The 22,562-nt window shown below is 65.1% G+C and carries 20 protein-coding genes; 8 read left to right on the forward strand and 12 right to left on the reverse strand.

Going from position 1 to position 22,562, the window contains the following annotated elements; all coding sequences use genetic code 11:
* Position 1: 1 nt before the first annotated feature.
* From NT151_08475 to hslV, 3 genes are read right to left on the reverse strand one after another with little or no spacing between them, the layout of a single operon-like run.
* Positions 2–1,597, reverse strand: coding sequence for a hypothetical protein (locus NT151_08475; GenBank protein ID MCX6538953.1), 1,596 nt, complete (start codon positions 1,595–1,597; stop codon positions 2–4).
* 11 nt (positions 1,598–1,608) lie between these two features.
* Positions 1,609–2,985 carry an ATP-dependent protease ATPase subunit HslU gene (hslU, locus tag NT151_08480; GenBank protein ID MCX6538954.1) on the reverse strand — a complete coding sequence of 459 codons (1,377 nt, stop codon included), beginning with the start codon at positions 2,983–2,985 and terminating at the stop codon, positions 1,609–1,611.
* A 4-nt stretch (positions 2,986–2,989) separates the two neighbouring features.
* Positions 2,990–3,550, reverse strand: coding sequence for an ATP-dependent protease subunit HslV (hslV, locus tag NT151_08485; GenBank protein MCX6538955.1), 561 nt, complete (start codon positions 3,548–3,550; stop codon positions 2,990–2,992).
* A 273-nt stretch (positions 3,551–3,823) separates the two neighbouring features.
* On the opposite strand from hslV, the gene NT151_08490 reads away from it, so the two are divergent.
* Positions 3,824–4,768 (forward strand): PEGA domain-containing protein, encoded by a 945-nt coding sequence (locus tag NT151_08490; GenBank protein MCX6538956.1) that lies wholly within the window; start codon positions 3,824–3,826, stop codon positions 4,766–4,768.
* Positions 4,769–4,778: 10 nt separating this feature from the next.
* Complete coding sequence (locus NT151_08495; GenBank protein ID MCX6538957.1) at positions 4,779–5,153, forward strand: hypothetical protein; 375 nt, start codon at positions 4,779–4,781, stop codon at positions 5,151–5,153.
* A gap of 189 nt (positions 5,154–5,342) precedes the next feature.
* Here the strand turns inward: NT151_08495 and NT151_08500 are convergent, their stop codons facing one another.
* Positions 5,343–6,812, reverse strand: a complete 1,470-nt coding sequence (locus NT151_08500; GenBank protein ID MCX6538958.1) for an amino acid permease — start codon at positions 6,810–6,812, stop codon at positions 5,343–5,345.
* On the opposite strand from NT151_08500, the gene NT151_08505 reads away from it, so the two are divergent.
* Positions 6,811–7,494 (forward strand): protein-L-isoaspartate(D-aspartate) O-methyltransferase, encoded by a 684-nt coding sequence (locus tag NT151_08505; protein MCX6538959.1) that lies wholly within the window; start codon positions 6,811–6,813, stop codon positions 7,492–7,494. The two genes, NT151_08500 and NT151_08505, sit on opposite strands and share 2 nt — an antisense overlap.
* A gap of 3 nt (positions 7,495–7,497) precedes the next feature.
* Here the strand turns inward: NT151_08505 and NT151_08510 are convergent, their stop codons facing one another.
* The 4 genes from NT151_08510 to NT151_08525 form a co-directional block, all read right to left on the reverse strand.
* Positions 7,498–7,992: a hypothetical protein gene (locus NT151_08510; GenBank protein MCX6538960.1), complete on the reverse strand. Its 495-nt coding sequence runs from the start codon at positions 7,990–7,992 to the stop codon at positions 7,498–7,500.
* A gap of 124 nt (positions 7,993–8,116) precedes the next feature.
* Complete coding sequence (locus tag NT151_08515) at positions 8,117–8,992, reverse strand: hypothetical protein (GenBank protein ID MCX6538961.1); 876 nt, start codon at positions 8,990–8,992, stop codon at positions 8,117–8,119.
* Between the two features lie 71 nt (positions 8,993–9,063).
* Positions 9,064–9,870: a zf-HC2 domain-containing protein gene (locus tag NT151_08520; GenBank protein ID MCX6538962.1), complete on the reverse strand. Its 807-nt coding sequence runs from the start codon at positions 9,868–9,870 to the stop codon at positions 9,064–9,066.
* The gene (locus NT151_08525; protein MCX6538963.1) at positions 9,867–10,463 is read right to left on the reverse strand and encodes an RNA polymerase sigma factor; all 597 of its coding nucleotides are present in this window, start codon (positions 10,461–10,463) and stop codon (positions 9,867–9,869) included. The genes NT151_08520 and NT151_08525 overlap by 4 nt, the downstream gene beginning before the upstream one ends.
* Positions 10,464–10,723: 260 nt before the next feature.
* Here NT151_08525 and NT151_08530 point away from each other — a divergent pair, with 260 nt between their 5' ends.
* The 3 genes from NT151_08530 (at position 10,724) to NT151_08540 (ending at position 15,861) form a co-directional block, all read left to right on the forward strand.
* A complete protein-coding gene (locus NT151_08530) occupies positions 10,724–12,754 on the forward strand; it encodes an ATP-binding protein (protein MCX6538964.1) in 2,031 nt (676 codons plus the stop codon).
* A 23-nt stretch (positions 12,755–12,777) separates the two neighbouring features.
* On the forward strand, positions 12,778–13,371 hold the full coding sequence (locus NT151_08535; GenBank protein MCX6538965.1) for a response regulator: 594 nt from the start codon (positions 12,778–12,780) through the stop codon (positions 13,369–13,371).
* A gap of 435 nt (positions 13,372–13,806) precedes the next feature.
* On the forward strand, positions 13,807–15,861 hold the full coding sequence (locus NT151_08540) for an ATP-binding cassette domain-containing protein (protein ID MCX6538966.1): 2,055 nt from the start codon (positions 13,807–13,809) through the stop codon (positions 15,859–15,861).
* A gap of 1 nt (position 15,862) precedes the next feature.
* Here the strand turns inward: NT151_08540 and NT151_08545 are convergent, their stop codons facing one another.
* Together NT151_08545 and NT151_08550 are read right to left on the reverse strand one after the other, a co-directional pair.
* The gene (locus NT151_08545; GenBank protein ID MCX6538967.1) at positions 15,863–16,714 is read right to left on the reverse strand and encodes an HDOD domain-containing protein; all 852 of its coding nucleotides are present in this window, start codon (positions 16,712–16,714) and stop codon (positions 15,863–15,865) included.
* A gap of 66 nt (positions 16,715–16,780) precedes the next feature.
* Positions 16,781–17,983, reverse strand: coding sequence for a hypothetical protein (locus tag NT151_08550; GenBank protein ID MCX6538968.1), 1,203 nt, complete (start codon positions 17,981–17,983; stop codon positions 16,781–16,783).
* Between the two features lie 77 nt (positions 17,984–18,060).
* Here NT151_08550 and NT151_08555 point away from each other — a divergent pair, with 77 nt between their 5' ends.
* Positions 18,061–19,464 carry an MFS transporter gene (locus tag NT151_08555; GenBank protein ID MCX6538969.1) on the forward strand — a complete coding sequence of 468 codons (1,404 nt, stop codon included), beginning with the start codon at positions 18,061–18,063 and terminating at the stop codon, positions 19,462–19,464.
* Here the strand turns inward: NT151_08555 and NT151_08560 are convergent.
* Together NT151_08560 and NT151_08565 are read right to left on the reverse strand one after the other, a co-directional pair.
* A complete protein-coding gene (locus NT151_08560) occupies positions 19,453–20,202 on the reverse strand; it encodes a hypothetical protein (GenBank protein ID MCX6538970.1) in 750 nt (249 codons plus the stop codon). The genes NT151_08555 and NT151_08560 overlap by 12 nt on opposite strands.
* Entirely contained in the window at positions 20,199–20,936 is a 738-nt protein-coding gene (locus NT151_08565) for a hypothetical protein (protein MCX6538971.1), read from the reverse strand. Before NT151_08565 ends, NT151_08560 begins: the two co-directional genes overlap by 4 nt.
* A 266-nt stretch (positions 20,937–21,202) precedes the next feature.
* On the opposite strand from NT151_08565, the gene NT151_08570 reads away from it, so the two are divergent.
* Positions 21,203–22,549, forward strand: a complete 1,347-nt coding sequence (locus NT151_08570) for an alpha-L-fucosidase (GenBank protein ID MCX6538972.1) — start codon at positions 21,203–21,205, stop codon at positions 22,547–22,549.
* The last annotated feature ends 13 nt before the right edge of the window (positions 22,550–22,562 follow it).

Raw genomic sequence — 22,562 nt, forward strand, 5'->3', positions numbered from 1 at the left:
CCTACCTCGCCGTTTCTTCGGCCCTGTTCGATATCGGGCTCTGGTTGGGTGGTAACGCCCTGTCGACCGCGACGACGGCGTAGACATAGCGGGCGCCGGACCTCACGTTGGTGTCGCGATACGTCGTCTCGCGGATGGGCTTCGTGAAGAGCGGTGTCAGCGGCCCGTCTGGCGTCGAGCTGCGCAAGACCAGATACCCGGCCAGGTCGGGCGCATCCACACCGGTCCAGATCAGGCTGATGGCGCCTGTGCTGGCCACGGCCGCCAAGGCGGTCGGCGCGGGCGGCGGGACGGTATCGGCCGGCGTCACGCACGCCATCGCGGACGGGTCGCTCTCGGAGGTGGCCGGCATTGACAAAAGGACTGGCGCCGTCGGAGTCGCGGTCGCCAGTTGAGCGGTCGCGCCCACCGTGTTCAGGGTGCGCACCTGATAGCAGCGCTCGACGCCAAACTCAATGGTGGCGTCGACGAAGGTCGGCAATGTCAGGGGCGTGACGTTGAGAGGCAGCGGCATCTCGGGCGGGCGGACGCCACCAGCCTCAGCCGGGACCGGCAACCTGGTCACGGCGTAGATGTTGTACACCGGCAGCACCGGCAGCAGCATGCCGCGAGGCGTCACAAGCAACAGGGGGGGGACGGTGGCCGGCGGCTCGACAGTCCAGACGGCGCTCGCCGGCGGATCCCAGGAAATCTCGAGCGTCTTCTCCTTCACCACGATCCGAGGCTTGCCGGGTGAAATGTTGGACAACCGCAGCCCCGGCAGCAGCATGTCGGGAGTCACGACGGGCAACTCGAATCCGGTGGCCGGCTGCTCGACAGCCACGGCGGCGCCTGCCGGCGGATCCCAGGAAATCTCGAGCGTCTTCTCCTTCACCTCGATCCGAGGCTTGCCTGGCGGCGGCGGCGGCGCATCGAACGCGACGGCGAATCGTGGCGACGGAGTTCCGCGCAGTCCGCTGTGATTCACGGTGTAGGCGAGGTAGAAGCGTCGCGGCCTGGCCTCAAGGACCGGTCCGACAGCCGGCAGTTCCAGCTTTGATCCGTGTGACGGTTCGTCAGCCTTCGCAATCGGCGGCGGGATCAACCTTTTGGGGATCGGCGTGAGTTTCATGGACTCCGGCGTCAGCACGTCGGTGATCGTGACGATGGATCCCTGGTCGACGCCGGGTTCCGGAGGTTTCTCCTTCGTCGGCTTCTTTGTGGCGGCCGGTTTTTCCCTGGCGTCGCGATCGTCTTCGGGATCGGGCGGCCTCCGTACCAGCACCTCCGAGACGAGCGTCAGGTCGCGAACTTGAAGTCCCTCGATCTCCTTCACCGCGGTGTACGCGTACACCTCGATGCGGCTGAGGTCGGCTGGCTTCGTGGTGTCGGTATTGCTGGCAGGCACGGTAAAGCGGAGATACACCGTGTCGCCGGACCGGCGAGCCGTGAAGTCTGACAGCAGGGCCGGCGTCTTGACGATCGGCGCCAGCGGAGGCCCCTTCTTGCCGCACGCGGCTGGCAGCAACCCGACCGCCAACAGGATGAGCGCAGCCTGGACCCGGCGCCAACCGGCCGCCCTGGCCGTGGAACGGGGCGCTCTGACATCTCGCGGCATCGGCGTGGGTCTCACAGGATGTACCGGCTCAGATCCTCGTTCTTCACGATTTCCCCGAGCATATGGTCAACGTATCCGGCATCAATCGTAATCGATTTCTCCACGCGGTCGGGCCCTTCAAACGAAATGACGTCGAGCAGTTTCTCCATCACGGTGTGGAGCCGGCGGGCGCCGATGTTCTCGGTCCGCTCGTTGACCATCGCCGCCAGTTCCGCGATGCGCTCGATCGCGTCATCGGTGAACGCAAGGGTCAGGCCCTCGGTGGCCAACAGCGCCACGTACTGGGTAATGAGCGCATGGCGCGGTTCGCGCAGAATCCGGACGAACTCGTCGCGGCCGAGCGGTTCGAGTTCCACACGGATCGGGAACCGGCCCTGCAGTTCCGGAATCAGGTCGGACGGCTTCGAAACATGGAAGGCTCCGGCCGCGATAAACAGGATGTGATCGGTCCGCACCATGCCGTGCTTGGTGTTGACGGTGGTGCCTTCCACGATGGGCAGGATGTCGCGCTGCACGCCCTCGCGGCTGACATCCGGGCCTTGGCCACCCTCGCGCCCGGCGATCTTGTCGATCTCATCAACGAAGATGATGCCGCTCTGCTCGACACGTTCGATGGCAGTGCGCGCCACCGTCTCCATGTCCACCAGTTTCTGCTGCTCCTCCTGGATGAGGTGCGCCCGCGCGTCCGGCACCTTCATCGTGCTGCTGCGGTTGCGTCCCTGGAACAGGCCCGGCAGCATATCCTTGAGATTGAGACCGATTTCCTCCATCGACGAACCGCCGACCACCTGCATCATCGGCATGCTCTGCTCGCGCAACTCCAACTCGACGGTGCGATCGTTGAGCTTGCCATCCCGCAACTGCGTCCGCAGCCACTCGCGCGTCTGGCCCGCGTGTTCGTTTTTCGCCGCCGCGTCGTCGCCGGGCGTCGGAGGACGGGGCGGCAACAGCAGGTCCAGCAGTCGTTCCTCGGCGCGCTCTTCGGCCATCGCCTGCACGTCGCGGTAGCGCTCGTCGCGCACCATGCCGACCGCAATCTCCGCCAGGTCGCGGATCATCGACTCGACGTCGCGCCCGACGTAGCCGACCTCGGTGAACCGCGAGGCCTCGACCTTGAGAAACGGCGACTGCGCCAGCCGCGCCAGTCGCCGCGCAATCTCGGTCTTGCCCACGCCGGTCGGGCCAATCATGAGGATGTTCTTCGGCGTCACCTCGTCGGCCAGATCCTTCGGCAGAAGCTGGCGCCGGAGCCGGTTCCTCAGCGCAATCGCCACGGCGCGTTTCGCCTGGTGCTGTCCGACGACGTACTTGTCGAGTTCGGCGACGATTTGGCGCGGGGTCATGGCCGACCCGAAGGGACTGAGCGATGACGGCAGGTAAATGGGCATGGGGCTAGGTCGTCGCGACCGGCTGCTGGGGATTGATGGTCAACTCTTCGATCGTGAACTGGTTGTTCGTGTAGATGCAGATTTCGGCGGTCAGCGCCATCGCGATCTCTGCGATTTTTCTGGCGTCAAACGACGTGTTGCGTGCGAGCGCCCTTGCCGCCGCCACCGCATACATCCCGCCCGCTCCGATGCCCACGATGCCATCGTCCGGCTCGATCAGATCGCCGGTGCCGGACAGGAGAAATGTTGATTTCTGATCCGCGACCGTCAGCATCGCCTCCAGGCGCCGGAGCGCCCGGTCGGTGCGCCAGTCTTTCGCCAGCTCGACGGCTGAACGTTCGAGGTTGCCGCGATACTGATCGAGCTTGGCTTCGAAGCGGGAAAACAGGGCGAACGAATCGGCGGCCGAACCGGCAAACCCGGCGAGCACGCGGTCGTTGTAGAGACGGCGGATCTTGCGTGCGCCGTGCTTGACCACCGTCTGGCCGAGGGTCACCTGGCCGTCGCCGGCCATCACCACGCGGTCCTGGTGACGGACCGTGAGAATCGTCGTCGCGTGAACCATGACTGGCCAACCTTCGGAAGGAACGTGGGAGTCGCGCGTTGTGCGGGGTCGGTCGTCTCTCTGGCGGCAGTCTATCGGACGGCCGAAAATGCTGTCAAGAAAACCGGACGCCAAAGGCAGCCGTTCTGACCCCTGGACTGGACAACGGGACCCCGGAGGCGTAGATTCTGAAGAGATCCAGTCGGGTCTGCTTGGCAATGGAGTTGCTTGAGCAGTAGGTGGGCGGCGCTGGACTGTCTCCCTCCGCGGTCCGTCCTTGCAAAGGAGCGCATCATGACTCGGCTCAATTTCGGCGTCATCATCCTGGTTGTGGCAGCGCTGCTGCTCGCCGTGCCGTCGGCCGTCGTGTTCGCGCAGGGCAACCCCAAAGCAACAGGGGCTGGCGGCGGCGGCGGCGAGCGTGGCACGCCAACACCGGGCCTATCCACGGCCGGTTCGGGTGGACCTACTGGCGCAGCTGTCCCGAGCGGCGGTGGAGGGATGGCGTCGCCGTCTGGCGGCTCCAGTGGTGGGAACTGGAACGGCGGCAGCAGCGGCACGTCGGGATCCTCTGGCGGCTCGCCGACCTATGGCGACACTGGTCGTACCGCGAACTCGCGCGAGCCACGTTCGGGCACGGCTCCCACGACCCAGGTCTCACCCTGGTTCTCCCGGCCGCGTGGGAATAACCCGGCGACCGGCACGGCAACCGTGCGCACGACGCCTGCCGCGGGAACGGGCAGCCAGGGGTTCGGCGGATCCAATGGTGAGTACTCGCCGTATGGACCGTATTACGGGTACTACCCAGGCTACTACGGGAACAATGGCTACTACGGAAACTACGGCTGGGGCTTCCAGCCGTTTGGGTGGGGCGGCCTTGGCCTCGGCTACTCGTATTACTACGACCCATTCTGGTCGGGGTACGGCGGATACTCGGGGTATGGCGGCGAATACGGCGGGGGATACGGTTGGAGCACGGGTAGCGGGTACGCCTCCCAGCAGCGCCTGACAGGCAGCATCAGGCTCAAAGTGAAACCGGCGCAGGCGACCGTGTACGTCGACGGCTACTACTCGGGACGGGTGGACGATTTCGACGGCATCTTCCAGAAGCTGCGGCTCGATCCGGGGCCCCACAAGATCGAGATTTCGGCGCCGGGGTTCAAGTCGATCTCGTTCGAGGTGAACATCCGCGCGGGCGAGAACATCAACTTCCAAGGCGAGCTCGAGATCATCAAGTAGCAGACACCTCGTGCTTCGACTGGTCGCCGCGCTTTCGGCCGTCTACGACCTCCTCATCGGGGCCGCCCTGCTTGCGGGGCGGCCTCTTCTTGTACAGCTGTTCGGCCTGCCAGCTCCCGTTCCGCCTGTACATGCGGACCTGAACGGGCTGTTTGCGTTGGCCATCGGCGTGGGCTACGTGTTGCCGTACAGCGACCCGGAGCGGTACCGCGCGTATCTGTGGCTGATGGGGCCGGGCTTGAAAGGCGCCGGGGCGATCCTGTTCGTGCTCGATTATCTGCTGCGCGGATCGCCGGCGTCGTTCCTGCTGTTTGCGCTGGGCGATGGATCGATCGCCCTGCTGACACTCTGGGCGCTACTTCGTTCAAGAAAGCGTCGGACCTAGCGGTCTTCTGCGTGTCGCGTCTTGCCAACGGAAATAAGTTCTCGTCACCCCGGCGGAAGCCGGGGTCCAGTCGTGGATTCCGGCGTTCGCCGGCATGACGGGCTGGAAGGGCCTCGTCCGGCACCGATGCGAAGGGGACGGGTTAGTACGGAAAAGTGGTCAGGTCCGGAAACGTGACCCGATCGTTTTTCACAGGTTCTCCCTGCTCGTTTGTCGTCGCTTCGTCGCCTTGAACACGAAGTAGAGCGGGATGCCGGCCGCCATGAGTGCCATCCCCGACAGCGAGTCGGCGGTGTAGGTCCTGATGTGATTGATCAGGATGATCAGGCTCGCGACTACAAAGATCGCCGGCGCCACCGGATACCCCCAGGCTTTGAACGGCCTCGGCTCGTTCGGGTAGCGGACACGAAGGACGAAGAGCGCGCTGACGGCGAGGCCTGAGAAGAGCACGACGGCAAAGCCGGTGTAGTAGATCAGCTTCAGCGGGTTGCCCGACAACACCAGAATCACGCTCCAGATCGCCTGCGCCGCGATCGCGACCGCCGGAGTCTTGAAGCGCGGATGCACGCGTGCGGCCGCCGGAAAGAACGCGCCGTCCTGAGCCATCGCGAAGTACACGCGCGGCCCGGCAATGGTCATGGCGCTGATGCTCGCAAGCAGCACCACGACCACGACGGCCGCCAGCACATCGGCTGCACCCGGACCGAGCAACCGGGTCGTCGCCGCGATTGCCACCGCGAGATCGCCTTGTCCGCCGGTCGGGTGCGCAATTTCCTGGACCGGCAGCGCGTAGAGGTACAGCGCGTTCACGCCCAGATACAGGACCACAACGGCAGCGGTCCCAAGGGCCAGGGCGCGCGGTACGTTTCGGCCCGGATCCCGAATCTCCTCGGCGACATACGCCGCTGCGTTCCACCCGCTGTAGCTGAACATGACCGGAATCAGTGCCGCCAGCCAGTTCATCGAGAAGATGGCCTGCCCGGCTTCCGCGTGCGGCACCGACCCGCGCCCCACCGCGAGCCCGAGCGCGACTAGCAGGAGCAGCGCGCCGACCTTTCCAGCCGCCAGCACGTTCTGCACGATGCGGCCTGGCCCGAGCCCGCGGACATGGATCAAGGTCAACGCCACGATCGCGGCGGTCGCCACAATGGTTCGGGGGGACAGTGTCAAGGTGACGAGCCCGAGCGGCAATGAGACGATCGGCGTCGGGTCCTTGGCCGCAGGGACGAAGCGGGCGATGTATTCGCTGACGGCGAGGGCGCCAAGCGCAATCGCTCCCGTGAACCCGGCGACAAACGACGTCCACCCGGTCAGGAATCCAGCAATGGGACCGTAGGCTTCGCGCAGGTACACGTACTCGCCGCCCGATCGGGGCCGCAGGGCCGCGAGTTCGGCGTACGCCATGGCCCCGGCAAATGCCAGAAGGCCGCCAATCAGCCAAACCGATATGATCCCGACCGGATGCGCTACAATCTGGGCGATGTAGCCGGGACTGGTAAAGATGCCGACGCCGATCACGTTCGAGATGACGATGGCGGCGGCATCGAAGGGACCGAGTCGGCGTTCAAGCGTGTGTGGGTTGGTTGATGTCTGAGACACGCCCGCATTATATATGGTGGTCCGCGTTGTTCCGGCGCTCTGCTTGACGGTGTCGCTCATGGCCGCACCGACTCCGCCATCCCGTGACCCGCAGCGACCGCCCATTCAGGACGACTTCACCCGCGCGCGGCTGGCCATGGTCGCCGAGCAGATTGCCGAGCGCGGTGTTGCTGACGCGCGGGTGCTCGCGGCGATGCGCGAGGTGCCGCGTCACCTGTTTATCGCGGAGCGCGATCGCGCCAACGCCTACATCGACGCGCCGCTCGGCCTCGGTCACGGACAGACCATCTCGCAGCCGTACATCGTCGCCCTGATGACGGAACTGGCCCGCCCGCGCCCGACGGATCGGGCACTCGAAATCGGAACGGGCTCAGGCTACCAGGCCGCCGTGCTGTCCAGGCTGGTCGATCGGGTGTTCAGCATCGAGATCATCGCGGCTCTGGCCGACACGGCGCGGGAGCGGCTGACCACATTGGGATATCGGAACGTCACCGTCCGTCAGGGCGACGGCTACCTGGGATGGCCCGACCAGGCCCCCTTCGACATCATCCTCGTCACGGCGGCACCCGACGACATCCCGCCTGCGCTCGTTGGACAATTGCGCCCGGGTGGACGACTGGTGATTCCGGTCGGGCCCGTGGGGGCGGTTCAGGATCTCGTGGTGGTCGAGAAGGACGTTGCCGGCTCGCTCACGAAACGCAGCGTCATTCCAGTGCGCTTTGTGCCGATGGTGAAGAAGTAGCGATTAGTGCGTGAGCAGCTGCCGCCTGACGGGCACGTCGGTCAGCTTGATGAACTGACCGGCGCCGTATTTCGCGAAGATCTCTACGCGCGCGTCCTTGAACAACTTGTGCATGAGCATCTGCGCGCGCGGTTGCTGGCCGGTGAAGCCCCAGACGCCCCGAACCGTCAGCGGCTTGCTCGTCGCATTGGGACCGAGGGCGTCGGCACCGTGCAGGATGACGAGCGAGGACCCTAGTTCTTCATTCTCGCCGATGTAGCGGAACACCGAGAACACCTGCAGCGAACTGATGGCCGACGAGCTCGTGTTGGACACGGTGAACGACGCGCTCGGCACCAGCTTGTTCATCCCGTTGGTGACGCCGGCATCGAACCAGCCCGTCGTGATGTTGCCGATTTTGATGGCGCTGGCCACGTCAATGGCCGTGAGGCCACAGCCGGCGAGGAGGACCAGCGGTGCCAGGATCACGACAAAGGCGGGCAATCGCAGAAGTTGCATGGGATCCCTTTCGTCTAGCTGGCTCGCCGGACTCCTGAGGAACGGCGCAGCATTCACCGCTCCGGACCAGCGTCCTCACTCTTGCCGTTTTAGGCACCAGCCAGACGCGAAAGGTTCCACTATATCAATACTCGCGAACCTCGACCCGCTTGCGCGCCTCATCGCGCGTGATCCGGCCGGCGTACAACGCCTGCAGGTCGGCGCCCTTGATGCGAATGAAGATCGTCATCGACTCGCCCTGTTCGTCGGCCCCGATCCCCCGCGCGTTGCTGTCGCGCGCCGCCACGGTCAGCGATTCTTCGACACCGACCAGCAGGGCCTGGCTGTAATCCAGCATAGCCTCGATCAAAGCCTCCTTGACGGCGGTCGAATAGACTTCGTTCGGGTCCGACATCACTTCGAGGGCCGGAGCCGTGATCGTCGTGACCGGCGTGCCCCCCGACGACTGCGTCCGCGTCACCACGGGGTCGCCGGACGCGCTTTGTGCGGTCGTGTCTCCCGGCCTCGAGTACGGGGACACCTGCACCTCGAGCCGTCGGACGGCTTGTTCGAGCCCCTTGCGCTGGGCCGGATCGGCGACGCCCTTGATGAAGTTCCTGAGCGCCTGGATCGCCGTACTGGCGCCGCCCGAATCGCGGTCGAGCATCCGCCAGGTCCAGATGACGCTTGGCTGCATGGCGGGCACGTCCACGGCGAAAAACAGGCCGTAGCCATCCAGACGGAACCCGCGCGCGCGCGCCGTGCCGCCGATCAACAACATCTCTGGTGCGACCGACCGCCATTGCCGGGTCATCACCGTCGCCCCGCGCTGCACGGCCGTCTCGAGCACGCTCTCCATCACCGCAATTTGGTAGCGCGCCTTCTCCTGCGGATCGGCCTTCGCGACCGCCACCGGAGCCTGCGGCGCCCGCTTCGGCGTCGGCTGCGCCAGCACCGGACCCGCCGCGAGCACGCTCCATGCCACCGCCATCAGTCCAGCCCACCATCGTCGAGCACTCACGTCCGTCCTCCCTGAAACCCTGGCCCCTGCCGGGCTCACACCTCGAAACCAACTCGCGTTGTCCATCCGACCTACTGCTGTTTCTGCGAGACCCGCACGAGGTAGTTGAGCAGTTCGCGCTGCTCCGCGACGGCGGCGCCGGTCCGTCCTTCGAGCGCCCCCATTCCGTTGACCACCCGGGTCAGATCCGTGCGGCGCTGCGTGTCGAAGTCGCGCATCACCTGCGAAATCCGCACGGCCATCTCGCGCTGCTGCCGCGTCTCGCTCGCGTCGATCAACTCGCGCACACGCGCCATGAATGCCTGGTCGCTCATCGGCTGCCTCGGACCAGCATTCGACGCCTGCCGTACGCCCGGGTCGCTCCCACCGGCATCAGCCGGGCGACGTTCGGTCCGCAGCTTCTGTTCAAACGCCGCCAGCTCCGCGCGCCACGGCGCGTCGGTTGCCGTCGAGGCCTGCTGCACGCCCGACGGAGCAGCGACCGCCGTCTGCGCGGACACCTGTTTGCTCCAGCCGGCGCGCACGGTCCATCCCTGCTGGTCGTAGCGAACCTCCAACCCGGAGATCCCGACAGCCACGCCCACTACCAGCGAGGCGGCCGCAAACTGTGCCCATGCCGGCATCTGGGGAATCGAAACCCAGGCAAAGCGTCTGGGCCTTGATTCCGGCTCGCGCACGATGCGGAAGTCGAGCACCGTTTCTGGGGGCGCCCACGCGGCCAGACCGCCGCGCACGGCCCGCATCGCGCTCACTTCCCCGGCGCAGGCCTCACAACCGGCCAGGTGCGTTTCAAACGCCTGGCGTTCGAGGCTGTCGTCCTCTTCGTAGAGGTACGACATCAGCACATCAACATTGCCGCAGAATCGTCGGTCGCTCATGATCGTCCACCCACCAGGGTCGCTGTCACCGCACCGCACCGCTCGAGTTCCCGCCGAAGCACCGTCAGCCCCTGGTACAAGCGCGTCTTGACGGTGCTCAGCGGACATCCCTGCAGTTCGGCAATTTCCTGAAACGTCAGGTCGTGATACTCCTTCAACAGAATCGTTGAGCGCTGCTCTTCCGGCAGAGTCTGCATCGCCCTCGCGATGTGCCGGCTGAGATCTTTGCGGTCGATCACGTCTTCGATCGATTCGGACGGGCTGGCCTCGGCCGCCGCCAAATCGGAGACATCCATGCCCTCCGGCACCTGCACGAACGGCGCGCGCCGCTGGCGTCGCATCCAGTCGCGGCAGAGATTCAGCGTGATGCGGTAGAGCCACGACGAGAATTTCGCCTGGCCCTTGAAACCGGGCAGCGCACGGAAAGCCCGGAGAAACGCCTCCTGGCACACGTCCCGCGCATCGTCCTCGCGACCGATCTGCCGGTACGCCAGGGCGTAGATCGGCCGCTCCCAGCGAAGGATGAGCTGGTCGAAGCTGTCCGTGTCGCCCGCAACGCTGCGTGCGACCAGTTCCTCGTCAGTTACCGTCATGCCTGGCGATCGCGTCTCAGCTCCCTGATCCTGCCTGCGCGCCGGGATATCGTTCCCGCTCATCCAGTTAGACGCAGGAATGGGAGCGCTAGTCTGGCGCCGTGCGTATAGACCGTTATTCATCGATTATAGGCGTGCTAAACCATTCGCGAGGAATCTGTTAGCCTGGGAGGCGCGTGTTCGGGGTAAAATCCCGCCAACCGCGCCCCGCACGCGCTGCCGGGGTCGAATCCGCCACTGAAAGCGAGGGTTCTGTTTCTTTGGAACACGCTCCTCTTTCTGCCGGTTCGGTCATCAATCTCCTGGCACGATCCGACCAGCTGACCGATGTGGTCGCGGCATTGCGCGACCGGGCTGCCGCGGCGACAGGCGCAACCATGACCGTGCTGCTCGAGCTTGACGCGCGGTCGGGTCAACTTCATCAGGCCGCGGACCCGACAGACGACGAACAGCACCAGCACACCTGGTTCGACGAGGAAGACGACGCCGCGCTGGTCGCAGACGTCCTGTCGTCGGGCCGTGTGCGACAGGTGGCACTCAATTCCAGGACGGCACCCGAGCTGGCCCGGCGGCTCGGAACAGCGGCCGTCGTGCTGGCCCCCGTCATCCACGCGGGGCAGCCGCTTGGGCTGCTGGTGCTCGGCCTGCCCGCTGCCGTCCCTGCCATTGAGTGGTCCGACCGCGTCGTCGAATGTGCGGAGGCAATCGGCCTGACGCTGGTTCGCGCGCGGATGCGGCACGAGGCCTCACTGCAGCACGACCTTCAGGGGCTACTGGTGGAGCTTGGCCGAAGCGGGACGCCCACGATCCCGCTGGATCGATTCGAGAATTTCTGCACGGATGTCGCGCGGGCGATGGATGCAGAGCGCGTCGACTTGTGGCTGCATGATCGCCTTGGCCGCAAGATTGACCGGATGGTGTCATCCGACCGATTGGTTCCTGGAGACGTGGTCTGCGTACTGACCTCCGACACCGAACACGTCGTTGCGGAAACGCTCCGCCAGCCATGCGCGCGATTTGTCGGTGCTCCACCCGACGGCGGCACGGGCGCCGCCACCGTGGCGGTGCCGCTGGAGGGACGCCGCCGTGCCCTGGGGGTCCTGCTGATCGAGGGCCTCAGCGTGCATCCGGGAGACGTCCAGCAGACGCTTGATCTGGTCGAAGGCCTGGGACACCAGCTGGCCAACGTCATCGAGAGCACTCAGCTGCTGGACGATGTGCTGCGCACGAGGCGCGAACTCGAGAACACGTTCGACTCGATGCGCGACCATGTGTTCGTGTGCGGCCACGATGGCCGCGTCTCTCATGTCAACCAGGCCGTGGTGCGCCGCCTGAATCGGTTACGTGGGGAACTGGTTGGGCACCCGATCTCCGCGATGGTCGGCCCGAGTTTCGCCGAATGGCTGGCCACGCCCGACGACGGCGAGGGCGAACAGAGACCGGCGCGCACCGCAGAAATCGAAGATGCGGTGCTGGGCGGGACATTCCTGGTGACGGTGACGCCGTTGGCCGATAAGAACCCGTCGCTGCTGGGCTCTGTCGTGGTCGCCCGCGATGTGTCCGAGGAACGCCGGCTCGGGGCCGAGCGGGCCGCGCTCAGGGAGCGGCTCGCGCGATCGGAAGCGATGGGGCATCTGGTCGCCGGCATCGCGCACGAGCTCAATAATCCGTTGCAGGCGGTGCTTGGCCACGTTGAATTGCTTCAGCGCTCACACAGGTTCTCGGCGATGGTCTCGAGTGGACTGCGCCTGGTCTACCGGGAATCCGATCGCGCCGCACGGATTGTTCGCAACCTGCTGGTGCTGGCTGGTTCCGGGCACGTGGTGCAGCGTCCGGTCAGTGTCAACGCGGCCCTGCGCCGCGCGCTGGCCCTGAGAGCCTCTGCCTGCCGCCGCGCGAAGATCACGGTGGTGCGACGATTGTCGGAATCGGTGCCGAAGGTGGCTGGCGATGCGGTGCTTCTCCAGCAAGCGTTTCTCAATCTGATTCTCAACGCCGAACAGGCGCTCGAGGGACGGGCGGGCCGAATCGAGGTCCGGTCGTCGTATTCGGCGAGCCGGAAACTGGTGGCGGTCGAAGTCAAAGACTCGGGCTCCGGGATCGCTCCCGACGTGCTCCCGCGCGTCTTTGATCCGTTCTTCACGACCAAGGACGTGGGAAGCGGTCTCGGACTGACGATGACGCTTCGCATCATCCGCGAGCATGGCGGCGACGTCGTGGCGGCTCCGCGAGGCAGCGGCGGGGCCGTGTTCACCGTGCACCTTCCGGCAGCGCCGTCATCCAAACGGTGATACGGTAAGCACCATCGACGCACATGGACGACGTCTTCCTCACCAGCGAAGAAGTTCTCGAGTACCTTCAGGTCAATCTGCGCACCGTGTACCGGCTGATAAAGGCCGGGAAGATCCCGGCCGTGAGGGTCGGGCGGCAGTGGCGTTTCCGGAAAGCAGATATCGATCGCTGGCTGAACAGTCAGACCACGGCGTTGCCTGCCGCTGAGCCCACGGCAGTGGGAACGCCATCGGGTGGCGAGCGTGTATCGACGCGACGCCCGCGTGTGCTGGTGGTGGATGATGAGGCCGCCATTCGCGAACTGATGACCAAGACACTGGCGCTGGCGGAGTACGAGGTGGAGGAAGCGCCGGATGGCCGTGCGGCGCTCGGCCTGATCCGGACCAGCGCGTTCGATCTGCTCATCACCGACCTCAAGATGCCCGGCATGGACGGACTGGCGCTGATTCGCGACGCACGGCGGCTGGTGCCGACGCTGCCGGTGATCATCATGACGGCGTTCTCGACCGAGGCCAGCGCGATTGAGGCGGCCAACCTCGGGGTGGCCGGGTATCTCACCAAGCCGTTCCGGATCGCCAGGATCCTGGGGACTATCGCGAAGGCGCTTGGCGAATAGGCCGCCAACCCACCAGATTTGTCTCACAAACCTGCATGACGGCAACGCGGATTCGCGGGAAGTTCCCCCTCAGAAGCTACCTGGCGTGTTACAAAACCATACAGTGACAGTGTCAAATTCCTGGACACGGTGTCCCGAAACGCCAGAATCCCTCGATAAACCGCCACAAGATCCGTTGGCCTCGAGAATGGCTCGGGTTCGCTGTAAGTAATGGATTTAATGACCTGCTACGGTATCTTATGACACATATACGGTATTAACGTCATTTGATTACTGGTCTATAAAGTACTATTGATGTGTCACATCCACTGCCAGGGGGAACCGGCGCGGGTCGTTGGGTCACTCACCGTGGTGAGACGACGAGACATCCGCGTGTAGTAGAGTGTTGTTTACGGCGCGCGAAGACGTTTGGCGAGGCAGTCCGCACCCTCATTCATGATCCAGCTCTCATCCCTGACAAAGGCCTTTGGTGAACGCGTTCTGCTGTGGGACGTCACCTGGCAGGTGTCCGACCGCGAGCGGGTCGGCCTGTGCGGCCCGAACGGCGCCGGCAAGACGACGGTGCTCCGGATGCTGGCCGGCCTGGACGAGCCCGACGCGGGCGCCATCACCAAGCCATCCGGCACGCGTGTCGGGTATCTACCCCAGGACGGCCTGACGCACGAAGGCCGCACGCTCTACGGAGAAGCCGCACTGGCGTTCCAGTGGCTGCTCGACGCGAAATCCGAGATGCTGTCGATCGAAGATCGCCTCGCGGACCCGTTGGTGCCGGTCTCCGAGCACGACGAGATCCTGCACCGCTACAGCGACCTTCAGGACCGGTTTCGCCTGCACGACGGATACACGATTGATCTGAAGATCGACACCGTGCTTCGGGGTCTCGGCTTCGGCCCTGCCGATTACCACCGGCCCACCGAAACCTTCTCGGGCGGATGGCAGATGCGAATCGCGCTCGCCAGACTGCTGCTCGAAAGGCCGGACCTGCTACTGCTCGACGAACCGACCAATCACCTCGACCTCGACGCGCGCAACTGGCTCGAGGAGTACCTGAACGACTATCCCCACGCGGTCATCCTGGTCTCGCACGATCGCTTCTTCCTCGACGCCGTCGTCGATCGCATCGCCGACATCAATCTGCGCACGCTCACCGACTACCCTGGCAACTACTCGCACTACCTCGCCGAACGCGAAGCCCGCATGGAGCGGCTGCGCGACGCCAAGCGCCGGCAGGATGACGAGGTGGCGCGGATCAAGATGTTCGTTGATCGGTTCCGTTACCAGGCGACCAAGGCCGCACAGGTGCAGAGCCGGATCAAACTGCTCGAGAAGGTGACGCCCATCGAGGTGCCGCCCGAGCGGAAGCGTGTGCACTTCCACTTTCCGACCTGCGAGAAGAGCGGGCGGATGGTGTTTGACCTGAAGGATGCCGCCAAGGCCTACGGCACGACCACCGTCTTCACCGGCGCGAATCTGCACATCGAGCGCGGCGATCGCCTCGCGCTGCTCGGTCCGAACGGCGCGGGCAAATCCACGCTGATGCGTCTGCTCTCGGGTGTGGAGCCCCCCGACGCGGGCGAGCGGACCCTGGGCCATCAGGTGGTGATGCAGTACTTCGCGCAGGACGAGGCGGCGCGGCTCGACCCGGATCTCACCGTCTACGAGACACTGTCGTCCGATTCCCCGATGAACATGGTGCCGATGATTCGCAACATCCTCGGCGGCTTTCTCTTTTCGGGTGACGACGTGTACAAGCGGGTTGGCGTGCTGTCGGGCGGCGAACGGACGCGACTGGCCGTGGCGCGTATGCTGCTGCAGCCGTCCAACACGCTGCTGCTCGACGAGCCCACCAACCATCTCGATCTCGATTCGAAGGACGTGCTGCTCGATGCCCTGATGGACTACGGCGGCACGCTCATCGTCGTCTCGCACGATCGGTACTTTATCGACAAGCTGGCGACCAAGGTCGTGGAGATCGGGAAGGGCCTGGCGCTGCTCTACCCTGGCACGTACGAGGAGTTTCATTGGAGCCGGACGCATGCGGGCCAGACGCCGGCGCTTCCGGACCCGCTGGACATCGGGCGCAAGCCGGCATCGAAGGGCCCGGCGCCGTCACGCTCTCTGCCTGCTGCAGAGGCAGCGCCCCGACCGGACAGACATTCCGCGCCACCGAAGAGTCTGGCTCCCGCCGCACCGATCGATCGTGCCGCCGGGTACGAGGCGAGAAAGCGGGCGGATGCCGAGGCACGAAAGCTCACCCGGGCACGCAAGGTGCTGCGCGATCGTATCGCCGAACTCGAGAGTCGCATTGCCAACCGCGAAGGCCGCATCAAGGCGATCGAGGCCGCGATGGCCGCGCCCGGGTTTTACGACAATCGAGACACGTCCAAACCGATCATCGATGAGCACCAGAAGTTGATGTGGGACGTCGGCAACCTGATGAGTCAGTGGGAAGCGCTGCAGGGCCACGCGTCCGACCAGGAGACGCGCTAGTTCAGTTCATCGTGACGCCGTAGGCTGTCGCCACGTCCTTGAGGCCAGACATCGTCGCCAGGCACACGCGCGAGAAGCCCGCGAAGTCGAGCTTCAGCCGGAAGTGGCAACGGTCGTCGACGATCATGTCCATCCCTTCGGCGCCAAGCCCCGCCCCGATGGACTTGGCCGCCAGGTTGGCCACGATCACCGCATCGAGCAGCGGCGTGGAGTTCTCGATCGGCGCCTCGTGGTGCCGCGCAATGGCCTCCTGGATTTCCGGCGGAAACCCCCAGTGCCTGGCCATCTCCCCGCCAACCTCCGCGTGATCGCAGCCGAACAGCTCCCGTTCGGCCTGCACGAAGGTGATCTTCCGCTCGTCACGCAAGGCGAGCAACGCTGACACATCGGCCTTGAGGTAGCGCACCATCACGAGCTTGCCGACATCGTGCACGAGCCCCGCGATCGCCGCCGACTCGGTCAGTCCCGCCTGTGGACACTCACGGGCGACGGCGCGCACGGCCAGTGACGCCGCCGTCGAGTGGAGCCACAGATCCTCTTCGCTGAGGTCGAACATCGGCGCGGCGCCCTGCAGTTTCCTGATGTGGTCGCCCATGATGAGGTCGACCACCCGCGCCTTGCCGATGCGCGTCACCGCCTGGCGCACCGATTCGGTGCGAACCCAGCCGCCATACGCCACCGAATTGGCCACACGCAGCAACATCGACACAACCGCGTGGTCGAACTGGACGATTTCGCCAATCACGTAGGCCCCGGCATCCTCGTCATCCAGCGCACGCATCAGCCGCTGCAAGGTCGCCGGAAGGGGGTCCAGCCGATGAATGCCGTCGATCAAACGCGGAGGAATGGCCATGACCAGACTCCATCACGGAGGCAGAATACGACCGCCACTTGTACAGTCGGCGGGTTTCCCGGATCCTTAAATCGCGGATGACGCCGCGGCCGCCCCGGCCGCTTCGAACCGTGCCCACAGCCAGGCACGGCGCTGGTCGGTGACAAACGCCGACTGGATGCCATTGCTGGTGAGTTGAAGCCGCCATGCGCCTCCCAGTCCCAGCGCGGGGGCCATCATGTCACACGTCTCGGCCACGGTGAACGGGCCGAACATCAGCGGGTCGTCGGTGCCAACCGACACGAGCAACTGCTCCTCGAGAAACAGCGGGAGCGGATGCTGCGCGAGCGGCACGAACCCCATGCGGTCGTTCGACACCGGGCAGCTCTCAATCGCGACGCCGCGCTCACGAACCAGCAGACGTGCCTCGGGCGAGGCCGCCAGCGACGTGCCGTGGCCAATCCGCCGCGCGCCGAGAGACTCGATGGCCTCGACGATGAGCGCGGGTGGCGCCGCCTCGTACCCGGGCGGTCGTCCCTGTTCGCCGGCGTGCACGGTGAGGGGCACGCCGGCCTCACGCGCGGGGCTGAGCGCGTGCTCGAACAGGCGCGGCGGAAACGATGTTTCTGGAAAGCCCGCGATGTCGAGCCCGACCGGTCGGTCCGAGCGATGGAGCCTGGCGGCGAGCTCAGCGACCGCGGGCGCCTGCCCGCAAGCCTGTCCGGCGGCGGCACCGGCCAATCCCTTCTGGCGGCTGAACGCGATCAGGAATGTCCCGCTCGCGCGCCGCTCGCGCCAGGCGCGATCGACGCCATGGACGAGCGCAGCGGCGATTTCCTCGATGGGCGCGTCGACGTGCTCCTGGTAGCTGAATGGCGATCCGCGCAGTTCGGTATGCAGACTGCCGTGATCGGCGCAATCCACGACCTGGTCGAACGCGGCTTCCTCCAGATCCTCAAGTGTGCGTAGCACCGACAACGGCAGGCCGAAGGAATCGGCGAAGCGGGTGAAACCGTCCGGGCGGCCAAAGCCCGCCGCGATCTCGCGGTAGTACCGCCGGATCGATTCCGGATTCTGCGGGTCGACACCCGGAACGACCACGCCCGATCGCGTCCGCACGTCGGTCAGGCTATGCCGCAAAGCGAGCTTCGCGATGGTCTCCGGCCTCAGCCCAGCCTCGAAATGTCGGTGCAGATCAACGGTGAACATGGCGTCTGGCGAGTCTCCGATCGACCGGGCCGCCGATCGCTTGTCGAAGATATCGGGAACGAGTACAGTCTGTCGAGCCAATTCGCCGTTCGCGTCACGTTGGCTCGAATTCAGGCGCGCGCGCCGCGAGCCGGCCGAATGACATCACCTTGCCGACCATGAACACCACCACACTCGAACGTCCTCAACTCAGCGCGGAGTTCCGCCGCCGCCGGGCCATCAACTGGCTGTCGCTTGGCATGCTCTACGCGTTCTTCTACGCCACGCGGTACAACTTCTCGGCCGCCGCGTCGTACATGGCGGACACCCTTGGCTGGAAGAACACGGAGCTTGGTGTCTTCGAAACGGTGATGCCGCTCGTCTATGGGCTGAGCGTCGTGCTGAACGGGCCCATCGCCGATCGAATCGGCGGCAAGAAGGCGTTCCTGTTCGGCGCCGTGGGCGTGATCGTGATGAACGTGCTCTTCGGGCTGGCGAGCCTTGGGGTGGCGTCGCCGGCGGCGTGGGCGGGAACCGGCCTCCAGCATCATGTCGTGACGCCCGCAGTGTTGAACTTCGGGATGTCGAGTGGGATGCTGCTCACGCTGATGGCCATCGTTTGGGGCATCAACGGGTACTTCCAGTCGTTCGGCGCCTTGTCGATCGTGAAGGTGAACGCGCAGTGGTTTCACGTCCGGGAACGTGGGACCTTTGCCGGCGTGTTCGGCGTGCTGATCCGCTTCGGCCTGCTGCTCGCGTTCCAGGGCGTCCCGCTCATCTTCCTGTTCCTTCCGTGGCCCTACGCGTTCTGGATTCCAGGCGCGGGTGTCGCGCTGTTCTTCCTGGTCAACCTGCGGTGGATGGCGAATACCCCCAAGGATGCCGGTCTCGGGGAATTTGATACCGGGGATGACACGGATCCTTCTGATCGGGCTCCCGCCGTCCGGGACATCATTCGGAAGGTGTTTGCATCGCCCGCCATGTGGACGATTGCCGCCGGATCGATGATGGTGGGCATTGTGCGCCGGAGTTGGGTGGATGCGTGGTGGCCGAAATACCTGGTCGATTTCCACGGCGCCGACAAGGCCCTGTTTGCCACGTATCTCCCCTATATCATCGCGATTTGGGGGATTGCCCTCGCCGGCATGGCCGGAGGATTCGCCTTTGGCATTTCCTCGGATCGCACGTTTGGCGGACGCCGTGCGCCGGTCATTACCTTCGGATTCATCGGCATGGCCGTCGTCCTCGCGCTCTTCGGCCTGTCCGACATGATGCATCTGGGCCCGATCGCGGCGGCCTGCTGCCTGGTGGCGCTGTCGTTCTGCGTCAACGGGGCCCACGGGATGATTGGCGGTGCCGCTTCCATGGACTTCGGCGGCCGGAAGGCCGCGGCCACGGCTGCAGGGCTGTTCGACGGCATGCAGTACCTGGCCAGTGCGTTTGTGGGAGTGGCCGCCGGCTACGTCACTACGAACTGGGGATGGGATGCGTGGCACTGGGTGCCAATCCCGTTCGCGCTGGCGGGTGCATGGCTGATGTCGCGGCTGTGGAACGTCCTGCCCAAAGGGCGATCAGGCCACTGAGCCTGTCGACCGGCGCAGGTCCATCAGCTGGCCCAGCGCCCGCGCGTACCGATCGCGCAGCACGCCCGGATCGGACGATTCGGGTTCATTCGACATGGAGACGAACGGCACGCGCACACCTGCCAGGTCGAGCCAGCCGTCGGGCGCACCATTCGTGATGGTGTCCCAGTCGTTGTCGCGGAAAAACCCCAGCATGTCGCGGTCGGGCACCTTGTGGAACAGGATTGATTCTTCCTGTCCCGGCTTGTAGCGGGAGGAATTGCGCCGGAACGACTCCTCGAACGAGACCTTGATGTAGAGAATGGCGCCGCGCTGGAGAATGTCCGGCCGGAATCTGTCCAGGCTCTCGCGAAACCCGTCGTCAATCCCGCGCGCGAATTCGATCAGGAGCGTGCCATCCGCATAGAACGCCGGCTTGGCGAGGTCCTTCGCCGCGATGGCGCGGTTGAAGTGATCGACAAGCGAGCCGCGGAACTTCGGCTTCGTGATGTTGTAGCCCTCGCGCGTCCGCTCCGACACCAGTCGCGCTTCGCCACGCCCCTCGCGGGCATCGTCTTCGACACAGGCCTCCCAGAGCCAGGGAAAATCGTCCACCTCTTCGAACCGGCCAATGCCGAAGCCGCGCGCGCGTTCGTCAGCTGGCAGCTTCTTCATGAAGTCGATGAACTCGCTCTTGCCTCCGGCCGGACGGCCCAGCACGAAGAGGTGTTCGAAGATCGCGGGTCGAGCGCTCGTCATCGCCGTGCGCTCCGCAACTCCCAGAGACGGCTAAGCGCTTCGGCGTACCGCCCCTCGAGCACGACGGGGTCGGTCGATTCGGGCTCGTTGTTCATCGACACGAATGGCACGGCCAAGCCGTTGACGTCAATCGCGCCTGACGGCTGGCCGCCCGTCAGCGTCTCCCAATCGTTTACGTCGTAGAAGAAGTCATACGTTTCGCGGGGCACCATGTGCGCCAGAATCGAGTGCTTCAGCTTTTCCTGGTAGCGGGCGACATTCCGCCGCCAGGATTCCTCGCGCGAAACCTGGATGTAGAGGATGGCGGCCGGCTCGAGAATCCGCCGATCCAGCGTGGCGAGCGCCTTTCCAAAGCCGTCGCGGCCTCCTCGCGAGAACTCGATGAGCAGCGTCGCATCGCGATAGACATCTGCGTTGCCCAGATACTGCTTTCCGATGACGTCGTTGAATTTGTGCATGCACCAGTCGAAGAGCCTGGCGCCTTTCGGGGCCATGCCCGGATTGCCCGGCATGTATTCCTGCGTGTAGACGCGCTCGTACCCGGCCTTCTCCCAGATCACGTCGTCCTGGAACTTCTCCCAGAGCCAGGGGAAGTCGTCGACTTCCTCAAAGCGGCCGATGTGCAATCGACGCCGCCGCATGTCCTCGGGTGCGTGCTTCAGAAAATCGATGAACTCCGACTTGCCGCACGCCGGCCGCCCAATCACCAGCAGATGTTTGAAGATGTCGCTCATGCTGCCTCGCCCGAATCAGACGCCGCCGGATCCGCTTCGGCGTGAGAAAACCACTCCCGGAGTGATTTCCGGATCCCGCTGAACAACAAATCACTCCGGGGGTGATTCTCTGCGCACCCCGCGGATTATGTCATAGGGATTCGGGATTCGGGATTCGGGATTTGGGATTCGGTGCCGAGAGAGCGAAGCCTGCGTAACTAGCGCTCGCCTGGGATCGCCGGGCTCCAGCCCGGCCGTCGGCCGGCGGAGGGTATACAATCCGCCGCATGAAGCGTCTTCGTGTCGTCGTCTGGATGGCCATCATCGCCAGCCTCACCTGCGTCGTTGCCCTGTCCGGAAAGGTGATTCGCCAGGTTTCGCCCACTGAGGAATCGCCGGCGCGGCCGTCTCCGCAGCAGCTCGCCTGGCACGATGACGAACTTGGGATGTTCATTCACATCGCGCCGCAAACGTGGCAGGATTCGGAATCCGATAACCTCGCGACGCCACTCGCCGCCATCAACCCCGAGAAACTTGATACCGACAGCTGGGTCCGTGTCGCCGAATCGATGGGGGCGAAGTACATCGTCTTTGTGGCGAAACACGAGGGCGGCTTCTGCTGGTGGCAGACCGAGACGACGGATTTCGGCGTGCGCCACACACCATGGCGTGGCGGAAAGGGCGATGTGCTGGCGGATCTGGCGGCCTCGTGCCGCTCACGCGGGATGAAGCTCGGCATCTACCTGTCGCCGCAGGACAGGAAACACGGCGTCGCCGTCGGCGGCCGCGCCAAAGATCCGTCGCAGCAATCGGCCTACGACGCGCTCTTTCGCACGCAACTGGTCGAGGTCCTGTCGAAGTACGGCGAGATGGCCGAGGTGTGGTTCGACGGCAATCTGATCTTCGACGTGGGCGACATCCTGGCGAAGCACGCGCCGAATGCTGTGGTGTTCCAGGGGCCGCAAGCCTCAATCCGCTGGGTGGGCAACGAGGACGGGATCGCGCCGGACCCGGCATGGAACGCCGTGAACGACCCGAGCCCTGGCGTGAAATGGGGCGACTACACGGCCGCGCAGAGCATGTTCGGCGGCAACCGGTGGCTGCCGATCGAGTGCGACGCGCGCATCCGTGCCACATGGTTCTGGCGAACCGATAACGCCCGGACGCTGAAAAGCGTCGACCAGTTGATGGACATGTACTACAGGAGCGTCGGCCACGGAGCCGTCCTGCTGCTCAACCTCACGCCCGACCGGACGGGCCTGATGCCCGAAGCCGACGCGCAGCGCGCCGCGGAATTCGGCGAGACGATCCGGCGCCGGCTGGGCACACCCGTCGGGGAAACGCGCGGCGCGGGCACCGCATTGACACTCACGCTCAAGGCGCCCACGCCCATCGACCACGTGGTCATGATGGAGAATCTCGCCGGCGGTGAGCGCGTGCGCGAGTACGTGGTCGAAGGCCAGGTGCGAGGAGCGTGGCAGCGCATCTCGTCAGGAACCGCCATCGGCCACAAGAAGATCGATCGGATCGCGCCAACCGTCGTCGACGCGGTGCGTCTCCGAATCATGCGCAGCGCCGGCACGCCGGATATTCGACGGTTCGCAGCCTTTGGCGACCCAAAGAGTCCGGAGTGATCCGGATCCTGAT

It is taken from the genome of Acidobacteriota bacterium (genome assembly GCA_026393675.1).
Classification (GTDB): Bacteria; Acidobacteriota; Vicinamibacteria; order Vicinamibacterales; family JAKQTR01; genus JBAXOX01.